Source organism: Herbaspirillum sp. NPDC101397, from assembly GCF_044767325.1.
In the GTDB taxonomy this organism is placed as follows: domain Bacteria; phylum Pseudomonadota; class Gammaproteobacteria; order Burkholderiales; family Burkholderiaceae_D; genus Herbaspirillum.
Window position 1 is genome coordinate 234,214 of the sequence record NZ_JBIWNS010000005.1, and the last position, 16,011, is coordinate 250,224.

Annotated in this window: 15 protein-coding genes; 7 read left to right on the forward strand and 8 right to left on the reverse strand. The window is 60.7% G+C overall.

What is annotated here, in order from left to right:
• Nucleotides 1-16: 16 nt before the first annotated feature.
• Nucleotides 17-610 carry a LemA family protein gene (locus ACIROW_RS13715; protein ID WP_016833298.1) on the reverse strand — a complete coding sequence of 198 codons (594 nt, stop codon included), beginning with the start codon at nucleotides 608-610 and terminating at the stop codon, nucleotides 17-19.
• Nucleotides 611-730: 120 nt separating this feature from the next.
• Here ACIROW_RS13715 and pyrF point away from each other — a divergent pair, with 120 nt between their 5' ends.
• The gene (gene pyrF, locus ACIROW_RS13720; protein WP_402276396.1) at nucleotides 731-1,549 is read left to right on the forward strand and encodes an orotidine-5'-phosphate decarboxylase; all 819 of its coding nucleotides are present in this window, start codon (nucleotides 731-733) and stop codon (nucleotides 1,547-1,549) included.
• A gap of 102 nt (nucleotides 1,550-1,651) precedes the next feature.
• Here pyrF and ACIROW_RS13725 read toward each other — a convergent pair whose 3' ends face one another.
• From ACIROW_RS13725 to thiL, 3 genes are all read right to left on the reverse strand, one after another.
• On the reverse strand, nucleotides 1,652-2,131 hold the full coding sequence (locus tag ACIROW_RS13725) for a CinA family protein (RefSeq protein ID WP_402276399.1): 480 nt from the start codon (nucleotides 2,129-2,131) through the stop codon (nucleotides 1,652-1,654).
• A 149-nt stretch (nucleotides 2,132-2,280) separates the two neighbouring features.
• Entirely contained in the window at nucleotides 2,281-2,817 is a 537-nt protein-coding gene (locus ACIROW_RS13730; protein ID WP_402276401.1) for a phosphatidylglycerophosphatase A, read from the reverse strand.
• A complete protein-coding gene (gene thiL, locus ACIROW_RS13735) occupies nucleotides 2,814-3,779 on the reverse strand; it encodes a thiamine-phosphate kinase (RefSeq protein ID WP_402276404.1) in 966 nt (321 codons plus the stop codon). The genes ACIROW_RS13730 and thiL overlap by 4 nt, the downstream gene beginning before the upstream one ends.
• 252 nt (nucleotides 3,780-4,031) lie before the next feature.
• On the opposite strand from thiL, the gene ACIROW_RS13740 reads away from it, so the two are divergent.
• Nucleotides 4,032-6,344: an NADP-dependent malic enzyme gene (locus ACIROW_RS13740; RefSeq protein WP_116435155.1), complete on the forward strand. Its 2,313-nt coding sequence runs from the start codon at nucleotides 4,032-4,034 to the stop codon at nucleotides 6,342-6,344.
• A gap of 111 nt (nucleotides 6,345-6,455) precedes the next feature.
• Here the strand turns inward: ACIROW_RS13740 and ACIROW_RS13745 are convergent, their stop codons facing one another.
• Nucleotides 6,456-7,472 (reverse strand): NAD(P)-dependent alcohol dehydrogenase, encoded by a 1,017-nt coding sequence (locus ACIROW_RS13745; RefSeq protein WP_402276407.1) that lies wholly within the window; start codon nucleotides 7,470-7,472, stop codon nucleotides 6,456-6,458.
• A 117-nt stretch (nucleotides 7,473-7,589) separates the two neighbouring features.
• Here ACIROW_RS13745 and ACIROW_RS13750 point away from each other — a divergent pair, with 117 nt between their 5' ends.
• Both ACIROW_RS13750 and ACIROW_RS13755 read left to right on the forward strand, forming a co-directional pair.
• Complete coding sequence (locus ACIROW_RS13750; RefSeq protein ID WP_402276409.1) at nucleotides 7,590-8,498, forward strand: LysR family transcriptional regulator; 909 nt, start codon at nucleotides 7,590-7,592, stop codon at nucleotides 8,496-8,498.
• Between the two features lie 140 nt (nucleotides 8,499-8,638).
• Nucleotides 8,639-10,774, forward strand: coding sequence for a TonB-dependent receptor (locus tag ACIROW_RS13755; RefSeq protein WP_402276411.1), 2,136 nt, complete (start codon nucleotides 8,639-8,641; stop codon nucleotides 10,772-10,774).
• Nucleotides 10,775-10,889: 115 nt separating this feature from the next.
• Here the strand turns inward: ACIROW_RS13755 and ACIROW_RS13760 are convergent, their stop codons facing one another.
• Nucleotides 10,890-11,567, reverse strand: a complete 678-nt coding sequence (locus tag ACIROW_RS13760; RefSeq protein ID WP_402276413.1) for an alpha/beta hydrolase — start codon at nucleotides 11,565-11,567, stop codon at nucleotides 10,890-10,892.
• Between the two features lie 126 nt (nucleotides 11,568-11,693).
• On the opposite strand from ACIROW_RS13760, the gene ACIROW_RS13765 reads away from it, so the two are divergent.
• Nucleotides 11,694-12,329 (forward strand): hypothetical protein, encoded by a 636-nt coding sequence (locus ACIROW_RS13765; RefSeq protein ID WP_402276416.1) that lies wholly within the window; start codon nucleotides 11,694-11,696, stop codon nucleotides 12,327-12,329.
• Nucleotides 12,330-12,339: 10 nt separating this feature from the next.
• Here the strand turns inward: ACIROW_RS13765 and mog are convergent, their stop codons facing one another.
• Both mog and yjgA read right to left on the reverse strand, forming a co-directional pair.
• Complete coding sequence (gene mog, locus ACIROW_RS13770; protein WP_402276419.1) at nucleotides 12,340-12,954, reverse strand: molybdopterin adenylyltransferase; 615 nt, start codon at nucleotides 12,952-12,954, stop codon at nucleotides 12,340-12,342.
• Complete coding sequence (gene yjgA / locus ACIROW_RS13775) at nucleotides 12,938-13,540, reverse strand: ribosome biogenesis factor YjgA (protein WP_402276421.1); 603 nt, start codon at nucleotides 13,538-13,540, stop codon at nucleotides 12,938-12,940. The genes mog and yjgA overlap by 17 nt, the downstream gene beginning before the upstream one ends.
• Nucleotides 13,541-13,609: 69 nt before the next feature.
• Here yjgA and pmbA point away from each other — a divergent pair, with 69 nt between their 5' ends.
• The gene (gene pmbA, locus ACIROW_RS13780) at nucleotides 13,610-14,974 is read left to right on the forward strand and encodes a metalloprotease PmbA (protein WP_402276424.1); all 1,365 of its coding nucleotides are present in this window, start codon (nucleotides 13,610-13,612) and stop codon (nucleotides 14,972-14,974) included.
• A gap of 232 nt (nucleotides 14,975-15,206) precedes the next feature.
• Nucleotides 15,207-16,001: a carbonic anhydrase gene (locus ACIROW_RS13785; RefSeq protein WP_402276426.1), complete on the forward strand. Its 795-nt coding sequence runs from the start codon at nucleotides 15,207-15,209 to the stop codon at nucleotides 15,999-16,001.
• Nucleotides 16,002-16,011 lie beyond the last annotated feature (10 nt).

Here is a 16,011-nt window from a genome sequence, read left to right on the forward strand (position 1 = left end):
AAGATTCAGGTCGAACTTATTTGCCGAAATTGACGGCGGGGGCGGTGGAAATCGCTTTCTCGTTCTCGACCGTGAAGGACGGCTTGACCGGGTAGCTGAAGATCTTGGCGGTGATGTTGGTCGGGAAGCTGCGCGCCAGCACGTTGTATTCCTGCACCGAGGCGATGTAGCGTTGGCGTGCCACGGTGATGCGGTTTTCGGTGCCTTCCAGTTGTGACTGCAGGTCGCGGAAGCTGGTGTCGGCCTTCAGTTGCGGATAGTTTTCCGACACTGCCATCAGGCGCGACAGCGCGGACGACAGTTCGCCCTGGACCTGCTGGAATTTGTTGAAGGCTTCCGGATTGTTCAACACTTCCGGCGTGATCTGGAAGCTGGTGGCGGCGGCGCGGGCGCGAGTGACGGCTTCCAGCGTTTCTCTTTCATGCGAGGCGTAGCCCTTGACGGTATTGACCAGGTTCGGGATCAGGTCGGCGCGGCGCTGGTACTGGTTGACGACTTCGCTCCAGGCGGCCTTGGTGGCCTCATCCTTGGCCTGGAAGTCGTTGTAGCCGCAGCTGCTCAGCGTCAGGACGGAAGCGGCGATCGCCAGCCATGCAAACCATTTTTTCATTGTGTGCCTCGGGAAGATAGGGAGATTCGATACTGTGCGTACTACTGCCGACGCCGTCAAGCGGGTAGGGCGGGCTGCGGGCGCGTTACAATATCGCATCTTTGCATATTAAGGCTTACCGTGACATTTATCGAACAATTATCCGCTGCGTGGAAGACCAATAATTCGCTGCTGTGTGTCGGCCTCGACCCGGATATCGCCAAATTTCCCGCGCAGTGGAAGGACCAGCCCGACGCCATTTTTGCTTTCTGCAAAGGCATCATCGACGCCACCGCCGACGTGGCCTGCTCGTTCAAGCCGCAGATCGCCTACTTCGCCGCCCTGCGCGCGGAAGACCAGCTGGAAGAAATCTGCACCTATATCCGCACCACCTATCCGCATATTCCCATCGTGCTCGATGCCAAGCGCGGCGACATCGGCGCCACTGCCGAGCAATATGCGCGCGAAGCCTTCGAACGCTACGGCGCGCAGGCGGTCACGGTCAGCCCCTATATGGGTTTCGATTCGGTCGCGCCGTATCTGGAGTGGAAGGATCGCGGCGCCATCGTGCTGTGCCGCACCTCGAATGCGGGCGGTTCCGATCTGCAATTCCTGACGGTCGACGGCGTGCCGCTGTATCAGCACGTGGCGCGTCTGGTGGCCGACAAGTGGAACACCAACGGCCAGTGCGGACTGGTGGTGGGAGCGACTTTCCCGGAGGAACTGGCGCAGGTGCGCAGTATCATCGGCGACATGCCTTTACTGGTGCCGGGCGTGGGTGCGCAGGGTGGCGACGTGGCGGCGACGGTGAAATCGGGCAAGACGGCGAACGGCGGCGGCATGATGATCAATTCGTCGCGGGCGATCCTGTACGCCAAGCCGCAGGCCGGCGAAGACTACGCCACAGCAGCGCGCCGTGTGGCGCTGGAGACGCGCGACGCGATCAATCAGTATCGCTGAGGAAACGTATCGGCTTGCAGCGTCGCTGCAGCCGCAGCAGCAGAAACCAGGGCCGTCGCGATCACTCGCTGCGGCTCTTTTTCATGCACGTTTGCCGGCAGCTCAGGTCAGCAAGCGCAGCAAGCCTTGCAGCGAATGCACTACGGCTTGCTCACGCACTGCGCGGCGGTCGCCGGTGAACACCAGGCGTTCGGTAAAGGTCTGGTCGCCGACCTTCCAGCCGAAGCAGACGGTGCCGACCGGTTTTCCCGGCACCGCGCCGCCCGGACCGGCGATGCCGGTGGTGGAAACGGCGACGTCGGAGCTGCTGTTGGCAATCGCGCCTTCAGCCATGGCGGCGGCGATTTCTTCGCTGACGGCGCCGTGCTGGGCGATCAATGCTTCGGAAATCTCCAGCAATTCGTTCTTGGAGGTATTGGAATAGGTGATGAAGCCGCAATCGAACCATTCCGAAGAACCTGCGATGTCGGTGATGGCCTGGGCTACGCCGCCGCCGGTGCAGGATTCGGCGGTGGAGAGCAGCAATTTCCTGGCTTTGAGCGCGAGTCCGACGCGCGCGGCGAGGTCAGTCGAGGTATCCATGTTGATGTCATCCTTCAGGGTTGGCGGGTGGTCAACGTGATGGGCGCGATGTACTTCTTGACGAACATCGACATGAAACAGTTCACTAATAGTTCATGGAATAGTCCGTCGCATTCCCATGTGTTCAGCATACTCTTGTTGAAGCGGTTTTACATGGAGCGCCAGAACGCAAATACCAGCAGCGTGTAAAACGCCGCCACGATGTCGTCCCACATCACGCCGAAGCCGCCCTTGAAGCGGCGATCGAAATAAGCGATCGGCGGCGGCTTGACCATGTCGAAGACGCGGAACCAGAAAAAGGCCCAGCACTGCGTCTTGAAGTCGGCCGGCGTCAGCACCACCAGCACCAGCCAGAACGCGATGATTTCATCCCACACCATGCTGCCGTGATCGGGCGCGCCGAGGTCGCGACCGGTGCGATGGCACGCCCATACGCCGATGAAAAAGCCGACGAAGATAATCAGCAGCCACGCCGACGGCGTGAAGACGGCGGGCCAGCGCACGTTCAGCACCGCATACGCCAGCCAGGCGAACAACGTGCCGGAGGTGCCCGGCATGATCGGCGAGAGGCCGCTGCCGAAGCCCTGCGCCAGCAGGCGCGCCGGATGTCCCAGCATGAAGCGCGCAGTCGGGCGCACTGGTTTGGTCGAATACGTCTTGCGGGCAGGGTTTATTGTTGTTGTCATGAACTGAAATGGTCGAAAGAAGAAGGCGTCAGGTCGAGCGGTTCGCCGCCGGCGTCCACCAGGCGCAGGCCGGGAACCGATTCAATGACACCGGCGCGGGTGACCGCGACGCCGGCTTGTTCGGCGGCGGCAAGCACCTGTTCGCGTCGGCTCTGTGGTGCAGTGAAGCAGAGTTCGTAATCGTCGCCGCCCGACAGCGTGAAGGCGCGGCGTAGCGTTTGCGCCTGCGTGCTCAGCACCGGGCCGGCCGGCAGCGCGTCGACGTCGAGGCGAGCACCCACGTGCGAGCGTGCGAGGATATGGCCGAGGTCGCCGGCCAGGCCGTCAGAGATGTCAATGGCGGCATGTGCGATGCCGCGCAGGGCCATGCCGAGCGCCACGCGCGGCGTCGGTTGGTGCATGCGTGCGCCGGCGGCATGCAGCACTTCGGCGTCGAGCGCGAGTTCCTTGCGATAGCCGGCCAGCGCCAGCCTTGCATCGCCGAGCGTGCCGGAAATCCAGATGTCGTCGCCATCGCGCGCGGCGTCGCGGCGCAAGGCCTGGGTGAACGGCACTTCGCCGAACACGGTGATGCTGATCGTCAGCGGACCCTTGGTGGTGTCACCGCCGATCAGTTCGCAGCCGTGCTCGTCGGCCAGCTTCAGCAAGCCTTGTGAAAACGGCGCCAGCCAGTCTTCGCGCGCTTCCGGCAGGGCGAAGGCGAGCGTGAAGGCGATCGGCTGTGCACCCATGGCGGCCAGGTCCGACAGATTGACGGCCAGGCATTTGTGGCCGAGCGCATACGGGTCCGCATGCGGGAAGAAATGACGGCCTTCGACCAGCATGTCGGTCGACACCGCCAATTGCATTCCCGGGGCCGGCGTCAGCAGGGCGCAGTCGTCGCCCACGCCGAGCGCGGTGCGACTGTCCTGCGCCATCGGACGCGTGAAATAACGGGAGATAAGTTCGAATTCGCTAAGCATGGGCGTGATTGTAACCAATACATCAGAGATATTACGCGTTGGCCTTCGATGAATTTCGGTGCATCTGCGGGCGCTATTTTGGTGCGGATTGGTAGGACCATTGCGTCCTTTGTTTTATCCACGGAACCCGCACCGGTAAAGGCTCGCCGAATGTCGCGGTGCACCATAAATGGCTTGCATCCGCGCTATGAGAGCGGGCCGAGCTCTGCTAAAATCGCAGGTCTTCGACAAGTCTAAAAGAGAACGCAGAGTATGGATTCGATGATCAGCAAGAAAGAAGAATTGCGTCAGCAACTTCGCCAGGCAGCGCTGGAGTACCATGAATTTCCAACGCCGGGCAAGATCAGCGTCACGCCCACCAAGCTTTTAACCAATCAACGAGACCTGTCTCTGGCGTACTCGCCAGGCGTGGCTGCGGCCTGCGAAGAAATCGTCGCCGATCCGGCCAACGCATTCAAATACACCGCGCGCGGCAACTTGGTTGCCGTCATCAGCAACGGCACTGCCGTGCTGGGCCTGGGCAACATCGGCCCGCTGGCTTCCAAGCCGGTGATGGAAGGCAAGGCCGTGCTGTTCAAGAAGTTCGCCGGCATCGACGTCTTCGATATCGAAATCAACGAGACCGACCCGGACAAGCTGTGCGATATCATCGCCTCGCTGGAACCGACCTTCGGCGGCATCAACCTGGAAGACATCAAGGCGCCGGAGTGCTTCTATATCGAGCGCAAGCTGCGCGACCGCATGAAGATCCCGGTCTTCCATGACGACCAGCACGGCACCGCGATCATCGTCGGCGCAGCGATCCTGAACGGCCTCAAGGTCGTCGGCAAGAGCATCAAGGAAGTCAAGCTGGTGGTCTCCGGCGCGGGCGCTGCGGCGCTGGCCTGCCTGGACCTGATCGTCGATCTCGGCTTCCCGATTGAAAACATTTACGTCACCGACCTGGCCGGCGTGGTCTACAAGGGCCGCGTCGAACTGATGGATCCGGACAAGGAACGCTTCGCTCGCGAAACCGATGCGCGCACCCTGGCCGACGTTATTCCTGACGCCGACATTTTCCTGGGCGTGTCCGCCGGCGGCGTGCTCAAGCAAGACATGGTCAAGAAGATGGCGCCGCGTCCGCTGGTGCTGGCGCTGGCCAACCCGACCCCGGAAATCCTGCCGGAAGACGTCATGGCAGTGCGCGACGATGCGATCATCGCGACCGGCCGTTCCGACTATCCGAACCAGGTCAACAACGTCTTGTGCTTCCCTTACATCTTCCGCGGCGCGCTGGATTCCGGTGCGACCACCATCACGCGTGAAATGGAAATCGCCGCAGTGCACGCGATTGCCGAACTGGCGCAAGCCGAGCAATCCGACATCGTCGCTGCGACTTACGGCGTGACCAACTTGTCGTTCGGTCCGGAATACATCATTCCGAAGCCGTTCGATCCGCGCCTGATGATCAAGATCGCCACTGCGGTGGCGCGTGCAGCCGAGACTTCCGGCGTCGCCGCCCGTCCGATCCAGGACATGGGCGCCTACGCCGAAAAGCTGGAACAGTTCGTCTACCACAGCGGCACCTTCATGCGTCCGATCTTCCAGGCCGCCAAGAAGGCGCCGGACGCCAAGAAGCGCATCGTCTTTGCCGAAGGCGAAGAAGAGCGCATTCTGCGCGCGGTGCAAGTCATCGTCGACGAATGCCTGGCCAAACCGATCCTGGTCGGTCGTCCGGAAGTTCTGGAACAACGCATCAAGAAATTCGGCCTGCGCCTGCGTCCGAACGTCGACTTCGAAGTCATCAACCCGAACTTCGACGAACGCTATCGCGACTACTGGCAGACCTTCCTGGAGATGACCAAGCGTCGTGGCGTCACCGAGCAATACGCCAAGCTGGAAATGCGTCGCCGCCACACCCTGATCGGTTCCATGGCGATCCACAAGGGCCATGCCGACGGCATGATCTGCGGCACCTATGGCACCACCCAGTTGCACCTGCACTACATCGATCAGGTGCTGGGCAAGCGTGAAGGCGTCAACGTCTACGCCGCCATGAACGGCGTCATCCTGCCGAGCCGCCAACTGGTATTGGTTGATACGCACGTCAATGAAAACCCGACGGCGGAGCAACTGGCGGAAATCACCATCATGGCTGCGGAAGAAATGCGCCGCTTCGGCCTGCACCCGCGCGCAGCGCTGCTGTCGCATTCCAACTTCGGCTCCAGCAACAGCGAGTCGGCCGTCAAGATGCGTACCGCCTTGAAGCTGCTCCAGGAGCAAGCGCCGGAACTGGAAGCCGACGGCGAAATGCACGGCGACACCGCGCTCGATCCGAAGCTGCTGGCGCAAATCATGCCGGATTCGCCATTGAAGGGCGACGCCAACCTGCTGGTGATGCCGAACATCGACGCCGCCAACATCGCCTACAACCTGCTGAAGACAGCATCCGGCAACGGCGTGGCCATCGGCCCGATCCTGCTGGGTTGCGCCAAGCCGGTGCATATCCTGACGGCATCGGCAACGGTGCGCCGCATCGTCAACATGACGGCTTTGTGCGTCATGGATGCAATGTCGGAGCGTTGATCCCAGCCAAGTCAGGCTGATCAGCAAGCAACAAGCAACAAGAAAAACGGCGCATTTCGAAAGGAATGCGCCGTTTTTGCTTGTGTCGGATTCGTCTGAACGCAAGCGTACTCAATCCATGCGCATCACCAGCTTGCCGAAAGGACCGCGCTCCAAGTGATCGAGTGCGTCCGGCAACTCCTCCAGCGCATAGACCTTGTCCACCACCGGTTTGAGGCCGAGATGATCGACTGCGCGGATCATGTCTTCCAGCCCGCGGCGATGACCCACGCCGATGCCCTGGATGGTCGGCCGGCCCAGGAACAATGGCACGCTCGGGCTGTGGATTTCAGCTTCGCCAAGCGTACCGATCACGGATAGGCGCCCGGCCTGTTTCAAGGCTTGCAGCGACAGCAGCAGATTGTCGCCGCCGACCATTTCCAGCACGTGGTCGGCGCCGCGTCCAGCGGTGAGATCACGCACGGCAACGTCCCAACGCGGCGTCTTGCGGCGGTTGACCGCATGCGTGGCGCCGAGTTCTTTTGCGCGCGCCAGCTTGTCGTCGTCGCCGGAGAGAACGATGACGTGGGCACCGTGCGCCGCGGCGAATTGCAGGCCGAACAGCGACACGCCGCCGGTGCCCTGGATCACCACGGTCTGGCCCGCATGCAGATGACCTTGCTCGACCAGCGCAAACCACGCCGACAGGGCAGCGCAAGGCAGCGTGCTGGCATGGATATCATCCAGCGTGGCTGGTGCGTGCACTGCCCATTCCTGTTTCAGCACGACGTAGTCGGCCAGCGCGCCGGTCAACGGCCCGCCCAGTGTCAAGGCATGCGCCGGCCAGGGGCCGTCAATCCAGTCGGCCCAGAAGGTGCCAAGCACGCGGTCACCCGTACGGAAACGGGTGACGCGCTTGCCGGTCGCCACCACGGCGCCGCTCAGGTCCGACGCAGGCACCAGCGGCGGCGTGATTTGCAGGCCGCCGCTGCCGTCTTCGATATTGAGCTTGTCTCGGTAATTCAACGCTGCCGCCGCGACCTTGACCAGGATTTCATCGTCTGCCGGAGTCGGGATCGCGACCTGTTCCAGTTGCAGGTGTCGCCGGCCGAATTGGGGAAGACGCCATTGCCGCATGGTGTTGCTCATTGCTTGCTCCTTCATGGATGGGAATGAGCATGAGTCTATCGGCGATTTATGCCGTCATGTGGCGGCAGTTTTTCTTTTGAATGTAGAATTTAATTCTTCAATTGATGGAGAAAAATCATGTCCGACCGGCTCAGTGGTATCGCCGTTTTTGTCCAGGCGGTAGAGGCGGGCAGCTTCGCCCGCACCGCGGAACGCATGCACCTGTCACGCTCGGCCGTGGCAAAAAGCATCGCGCGGCTGGAGGAACGTCTGGGCGTGCGGCTGTTTCACCGCACCACGCGCAGCCAAAGTCTGACCGAGGAAGGGCAGGCGTATTACGAGCGCTGCCTGCGTGCCTTGGATGAGCTCGAGAGCGGCGAGGCCGCCGTCAATGCGGGCCGAAGTGTACCGAGCGGGCGTGTGCGGCTGAGCATGCCGGTGCTGTTCGGACGCCGTTGCGTGGCGCCGGTGCTGGTGCGCCTGGCGAAACGCTATCCGGCGCTGGAGTTGACCACCTCGTTCACTGACCGTGTCGTCGATTTGGTGGATGAAGGCGTGGATCTGGTGATCCGCAGCGGTCCTTTGCTCGACAGCAGCGGCATCGTTGCGCGTCGTCTGGGGATGCAGGAAACCTGTCTGTGCGCGGCGCCGGCGTATCTCGCCCGTCGCGGCATGCCGCGGAGTATCGCCGATCTGGCGAGCCATAGCGCCATCTTGTATGGTCGCAGCAGCCGCGATGTACAGATGAAGATGCGTGATGAAGAGGGTAAATTGCGCGACGTTGTCATTCCATATCAACTGCGCTTCGATGACTTGGAGGCCATCGCCGAGGCTGCGCTGGACGGCGCCGGACTGGCGCGGCTGCCACGCTGGAGCATTGCCGAGCATCTGGCGCAGGGGCGGTTGGTGCCGGTGCTGGAAGAGTTTTCCCAGGTTTCTTTCGACATGCATCTGATGTGGCTGGCGAGCCGGCACGTGCCACAGCGCCTGCGCGTCGTCATCGACGAATTAATGGCGAGCGTGCCGCCTTTGCTGACGAAAACCTGACGTATAACTACAACATACTCGTGACAATTCGCCGTTTTATGGGATGTTTGGCACCAAATTGTTACAAGAATTTACACACACTTACAATTGAAAGCTAATATTAATGAGAACGATTAACATTAATAATGAGGTAAGGAACAATGGAGTTTCGCATCAAGCCTGGTTACCTGGCAGTCCTGGCGACACTGTCGCTGACATCAATCAACGCTGACGTCGCATGGGCGCAAAGTGCAGGCAGCCTGCCCGAAGTCCAGGTCAGCGGAGCCCGCGAGGGCTACGTCGCGCCGACATCGGTGAGCGCCACCAAGAGCGAAGCGCCGCTGCGCGACATTCCGCAAACCATCAACGTCATTTCCGCCGAAGTCATCCGCGACCAGCACGCGACTTCGCTGCAGGACATCCTCAAGAACGTGCCAGGCATCGGCCTGTCGACCGGCGACGGTCAGCGCGACCAGGTGTTCATTCGCGGCTTCACCGCCATCGGCGACCAGTTCGTTGACGGCTTCCGTGACGATGCGCTGTATTTTCGCGACCTGTCCAACGTCGAACGCTTGGAAGTCATCAAGGGCCCGGCAGCCGTCCTGTATGGCCGCGGTTCGTCGGGTGGTCTCATCAATCGCGTCACCAAGAAGCCGGGCGTCGACATCAGCGACGTCAGCGTCAGCTTCACCAGCACCGCCGGCCGTCGCGGCGAGATCGATGTCGGCCGCAGCGGCGAAACGGTGTCGTGGCGTCTGACCGGCGCGCGCGAGCAATCCGACAGCTACCGCGCCCAGCAATTCATCGACCGCACGGCGATCTCGCCATCGGTCGAGGTCAAGTTCACTTCCGACACCAAGCTGTTGCTGCAGGCAGACTACATCGAAGATCGCCGCCTGACCGACTTCGGTATTCCTTCGTATCAGGGGCGTCCGGTGAATGTGAATCCGGGGACTTACTATGGTGCGCCCAACGCGCGTGACGCTGATTTCAGTCAGTCGCGCGTGGCATCAACTGCGGCGACGCTCACGCATCGTTTCAATGACAGTTTGTCACTACGCAATGCGTTCCGCTATTACGACTATCACCTGAACCGCAACAACACTAACATTGGCGGAGTTCCAGGATTTAGCGCTAACGTCAACGAAGTTTTGCGCACGATGAATATCACTCATGCGTCGCTTATGCGAGATGAAAATGGTTGGTTCAATCAGACTGAGTTGACTCAGAAGTTGAATTGGGGAGGCACTAAGCACGAGATTCTATATGGCGTAGAAGTTGGTCAGCAGAGCAAAGATGCTGCTAGCTATGGCGCCACGTTGGTGGCGTCGGGCGTTTCAATTTTCAATCCGGTTATCCCAACCGTAAATCCAGCCTTGCGTGGCCCTGCTGCCTATACCTTCGGCACCTACGATACGCTGGCGGGCTACGTGCAAGACACGATCGCCTTCAGCGATCAATGGAAAGCACTGGTCGGCCTGCGTTACGACAGCTTCAAGCAACAGTCGCGTCTGACTGGCACAACAGTCGGCAACCTGTCGCGCACCGACAATGCCTTCAGCCCGCGCGCCGGCCTGGTCTGGCAACCGGGCGAGACACAATCGTACTACCTGTCGTGGAGCCGTTCGTTCCAGCCTTCCGGCGAAACACTGCCTCTGGCGACCAACAACGCCGATCTCGCGCCCGAAAATACGCGCAACACCGAAATCGGCGCCAAGTACGATTTCCTGGACGGCCGCGCCAATGCCACCGTATCGATCTTCCGCCTGGAACGCGACAACATGAAGGCGACGATTCCCGGCACCACCACCATCATCCCGGTCGGCAAGCAACGCACCGACGGTGCTGAGGTCACATTGAGCGCGGACCTGAAGCAGGGCTGGAAAGTCCTGGCAGGTTACGCTTACCTCGACGCCAAGGTGATCGAATCGGTTGCCGTCGACGGCAGCGTGAACAGCCCTGCGAACGTTCCGTTCAAGGGCAAGCGCGCTACCCTGACGCCGATGCATAGCGCCAACCTGTGGCTGACCAAGGATATCGGTTACGGCTTCACGGTCGGCGGCGGCGCCAACGCCGTTGGCAGCCGTTTCGCCAATCCCGGCAATACCGTGAGCCTGCCGGGTTACTTCACTGCCGATGCGATGGCGGTGTACAAGGCGGCCAAGTACTCGGTGCAGCTGAACATCAACAACATCTTCAACACCGGCTACATCGTCTCCGGTCACGGCACCAGCCCGAACCTGAGCTTGCCGGGCGCACCGCGCAACGCTGCATTGACGCTGCGCTATTCGATGTAATCAACGTGTAATCAGCGTTGCTCCGGCAAACCAGGGGCAACATGAAAAAAGCCTGCGATGTGAACGACATCGCAGGCTTTTTCTTTGATGAAAGACGTCTCGACGTCGGCCGTATTTACTTCGGCAACACCCGCGCCAGCCATTGCCCGATGTCGTCGATTTCTTCCTGGCAGACCGAATGCTGCATCTGGTACTCATGCCATTCAATGTCGTGGCCCAGCGCCTTGAGCGTATCGCGCGACTGTTCCGCACGCGCGATGACGACCACCGGATCCTGGCGGCCATGCGCCATGAAAATAGGCGAGGCGTGATTGGATGCATGGCGTTCCGCTTCGATCGTGGCGGCCAGCGGCAGGTAGCCGGACAGGCACATCAGGCCGGCCAGCTTTTCCGGATGGCGCAGGCCGGTTTGCAGGGTCATCGCGCAGCCTTGCGAGAAGCCGGCCAGCACGATGCGTTCGGCCGGAATGCCGCGCGCCTTTTCCTTGGCGATCAGCGCTTCGACCAGCGCCTGCGAGGCGCGCAGGCCGGGTTCGTCTTCGCGGCGCACCAGGTCGGGCGTGAAGATGTCGTACCAGGCGCGCATCATGTAGCCGCCGTTGATGGTCACCGGCATCGTCGGTGCGGTCGGGAAGATGAAGCGGATGGCCTGACTGCCGGACAGGTCGAGTTCGCGCACGATGGGCACGAAGTCGTTGCCGTCGGCGCCGAGGCCATGCAGCCAGATCACAGCGGCGGTGGGATTGGGAGCGGATTCGATTTCGATGGTCTGGAGCGGGGCAGGTGCGGACATGTATTTTCTTTGGGTCAGGTTTGCGCAGCTTGGTGCACAATAACGTTTTACGGCGGAGATGCCGGAAGCGCCATGATACGACGATCCCGGCGGAAAATCTCCCGCCTGCCCTGATGGAGACCCACGATGAAAAAAATCGCCGCGCTGCTGGCCTGCGCACTGACCTTGACTGCAACTCTGACCGCGATGCCGGCGGCGCACGCAGCGCTGGAAGGCAGCCTGTTCCAGCCCAATGGTGAAAACCTCATCATCCAGCCGCCTACCGGCTGGCGTCTGGCCTACATGAATGGCGATCCGAACGGTGACTACGTGGTCGAGTTCCTGCCGCAGAATGAAAGCCATGACTCCTGGCGCGAAGGCTACATGTCGGTGCAGCGCGGCGCGGCCTCCGTCAGCCCCGGCGTGCATATGTCGACCCAGATCGTGCAGCGTGTGCTGCAAGGCGCGCAAAATGGTTGCTCCGGGCACTTCACGCCGATGAAGCAGAAGGACTCCATGACCAACGGTGCGTACACCTCAATCAGCGGCGGCTTTTGCGATCGTTATGGGGCGGCAGCACCGTTCGGCGAAGGCAGCCTGGTGGCGGTCATTGAAGGAACCAAGAATCTGTTTCTGGTGCAGTTCGGCTGGCGTCCATCGACCCCCAACGAACTGAATGGATATCCCCTGCGCATTACGCCGCAGCGGTTGCAGGTGCTGCTTGATCAGATCAATCGTGCGATGTTGTGCGGAGGAGCGGATCAGCTGACCTGCCCACGTTGAAGAGGATTGCTTATTTGGCCGGGCGTATTGCCGACTTGGGACGGAAGGCCTTGCAGACCGCTTCGTTGGTCTCGATGTACGGGCCGCCGATGAGGTCGATGCAGTAAGGCACAGCGGCGAAAATGCCGGGTACCTGTTGCTTGCCGTCGGCGTCCTTGACGCCTTCCAGCGTTTCGCGGATGGACTTGGGCTGGCCCGGCAGGTTCATGACCAGGGCAGCGCGATCATTCGTTTCACGAATCACCGCAACCTGGCGCGAGAGAATCGCGGTCGGCACGAATTGCAGGCTGATCTGGCGCATCTGTTCGCCGAAGCCGGGCATTTCCTTGGTGGCTACCGCCAGCGTGGCTTCGGGAGTGACATCGCGGCGCGAAGGACCGGTGCCGCCTGTGGTCAGCACCAGGTCGCAACCAATCACATCCACCAGCTCGATGAGCGTCTGTTCGATTTGTGTGCGGTCGTCGGGGATCAGGCGAGTTTCCATGCGCCACGGGCTGGTCAGCGCAGCGCCAAACCATTCCTGCAACGCCGGAATCCCCTTGTCTTCGTAGACACCACCCGACGCACGATCGGAGATCGACACCAGGCCGATCAGCAGTTCGTCCGGATCAGTCTTCGTGCTCATCGTCCAACGCGTCCGCATCATCTTCCGCGGCGTTGGCGCCACGCGACGCAACCTGCAGTTGCTTGAGGATCTGGAAAATTTCGCGATACGCCTTGGGCGGCTTGTTCTCGGCCTGTTCCTTGCGGGCATTGCGAATCAAGGTGCGCAGGTGCTGCGCATCGAGATCGGGATGCTGGGCGAGCAGTTCGGTGAGGGCGTTGTCGTCTTTCAACAACTTTTCGCGACGACGCTCAAGTGCATGCATGGAGGCGGTGTCCGCTTTGGACAGGCCGCGCCAGCTGTCGAGCGTCTTCTGGATGGCGGCAACTTCGTGCTCCTCCAGCGTGCGCATCTTTTTGCCGACGAATTGCATCTGGCGGCGACGACCTTCGTGGTCCTTGATTTGCTGGCATTCGAGGATGACGTCACGTACATCTTCCGGCATGGGGACGCGCTTGACGCGGTCGCGCGGCTCGGCAACCAGTTCTTCGCCCAGTTTCTGCAACGCAGTCATATCGCGTTTCAGTTGGGATTTGGAGGGACGGTCGTATTCCTGCTCGAATTCGTTGGATTGAAAGCCGCAGGACCCGCGATTGGGATTTGGCATGATTCAGAAAAATAAGCTAAACGACTGCTATCATACCCGTTTTATACGCATTCCGAAGAAAACAGCCCAATGAGCGATACCGTATTTACCCACAGTCAAGACCAATTGAAGCAGCTTGCACAGGATGTGTTGCGTTACGCCAAGGAAAAGGGCGCTTCGGATGCTGCGGTCGACATCAGCGAAGGCAGCGGATTGTCGGTAGCGGTGCGCAAGGGCCAGATCGAGACCATCGAGCAGAACAAGGACAAGGGTATCGGCGTCACCGTGTACCTTGGTGAAGGCCGCAATGTGCGCCGCGGCAACGCCAGTACCTCGGATTTCTCGCAGCAGGCGCTCAAGGAAACCGTGGAAGCCGCCTACAACATCGCGCGCTTCACCGCGATTGACGACTGCGCCGGCCTGCCTGACGAAGAAAACCTCGAACTCAATCCACGCGATCTCAAGCTGTGCACGCCCTGGCTGATCACCGCCGAAGAAGCGGTCGAACTGGCGCAGCGCTGCGAAGCTGCCGCGCTATCGGTCGACAAGCGCATCACCAACAGCGAAGGCGCCAGCGTCTACGCGCAGCAATCGCATTTTGTCGCGGCCAATTCGCGCGGCTTCATCGGCGGCTATCCATTCTCGCGTCACACCATTTCGGTGGCGCCGATTGCCGGCAAGGGCTCCAACATGCAGCGCGACGACTGGTATTCGTCGATGCGCGATCCAAAGAAACTGGCCAAGCCGGAAGCCATCGGCCGCTACGCCGCCGAACGCGCGCTGGCCCGCCTGAACGCCTGCAAGCTGTCCACGCGCAAGTGCCCGGTGCTGTTCGAAGCGCCGCTGGCGGCGGGTTTGCTGGGTGCTTTCGTGCAAGCGGTGTCGGGCGGCGCGCTGTACCGCAAATCGACCTTCCTGCTCGACTCGCTGGGCAAGCAAGTGTTGCCCGACCATATCCAGATCCTCGAAGATCCGCATGTCATCGGCGGCGTCGGTTCCGCCCCCTTCGATGACGAAGGCGTCAAGACACATCGCCGCGAAGTGGTCAAGGACGGCGTCGTGCAAGGCTATTTCCTGTCGACCTATTCCGCGCGCAAACTGGGCATGGAAACCACCGGCAACTCCGGCGGCTCGCACAACCTGTCGATCACTTCGTCGCTGACCACCGCATCCGACAACTTCAAGGGCATGCTCAAGAAACTCCATACCGGCCTGCTGGTGACGGAGCTGATGGGGCAGGGCGTGAACTACGTGACCGGCGATTATTCGCGCGGCGCGTCGGGCTACTGGGTCGAGAAGGGCGTGATCCAGTATCCGGTGGAAGAGATCACCATCGCCGGCAACATGAAAGACATGCTGCGCCAGATCGTCGCCATCGGGAACGACACCCTGATCCGCGGCACCAAGGAAACCGGCTCCATCCTGCTGGAAAGCATGACCATCGCGGGCGACTGATAGCGCCTTCACTCTTGCATATCTCTCCTCGTACAGCCGCCTGAATTTTCGTCAGGCGGCTCGTTCAGACTCTCCGGTTATCAGCTTCCTGATAGCGACTCTCTCCCTGCTTTTCTCAGCGTTGCCACAACGATAAAGACGTCGTTCGATTTCGAACAGGCCGTTGTATATCGGTTAATCCGTCCTGACGCGACGTGTTTCGTACAAGCGCCCGACTAAAATTTCGGCCTCAGTGACGAACAACATGGGACCGAGGATTTTCATGAAATCAAAGATTTTTTCTGGGGCCGACAAGGCGTTGCCTGCGATGCTGTTATTGACGATCATGCTGGCCGGCGCTACGCCGGATGCGATGTCAGAAGGCACGCACTTTGACTATGCGCATCAGGCAGCGTGGAAAGAAGTGCATGGCGACCGCCAGTCGCCGGTTGCACTTGATTCGAACAACGCGATGCCGGATTTCGACGACGATGAAGACGACAGCATCAAGATAGCGCCCACGATCAGAGACGCCATCGTGGTGGACAACTCACACACGATACAAGTCAACGTATTGCCGGGAAATTTTGCAAGCATTCGCGGGCGCCGCTTTCAACTGCAGCAGTTCCACTTCCACACACCGGCCGAGCATGTAATCGACGGCAAGCGATATCCGCTGGAGCTGCATCTGGTCTACCGCGCCAAAAACGGTCGCCTTGCCGTGATCGGCGTCCCGTTTCAGAAAGGCGCCGCCAACCCCGCGTTTGGCGCCATCATGCGACGCGTCGTACGCGCAGGGCAGGCGGAACCGATGCCGGAGTTTGACATCAGCCCCTTGTTGCCGGCAGACCTGAGTTACTTCCACTATCTCGGTTCGCTGACCACACCACCGCTGACCGAGAATGCGGAGTGGCATGTGCTGTCGCAGCCGGTCACCTTGTCGTCAGCCCAACTGGAAGATTTTCATCGCTACTACTCGGGCAACAGCCGTGATCTGCAGCCGCTGAATGGTCGCGAAGTTCTTTATCACCGCGAGGTGAAGCGCTGATGCCGGCATC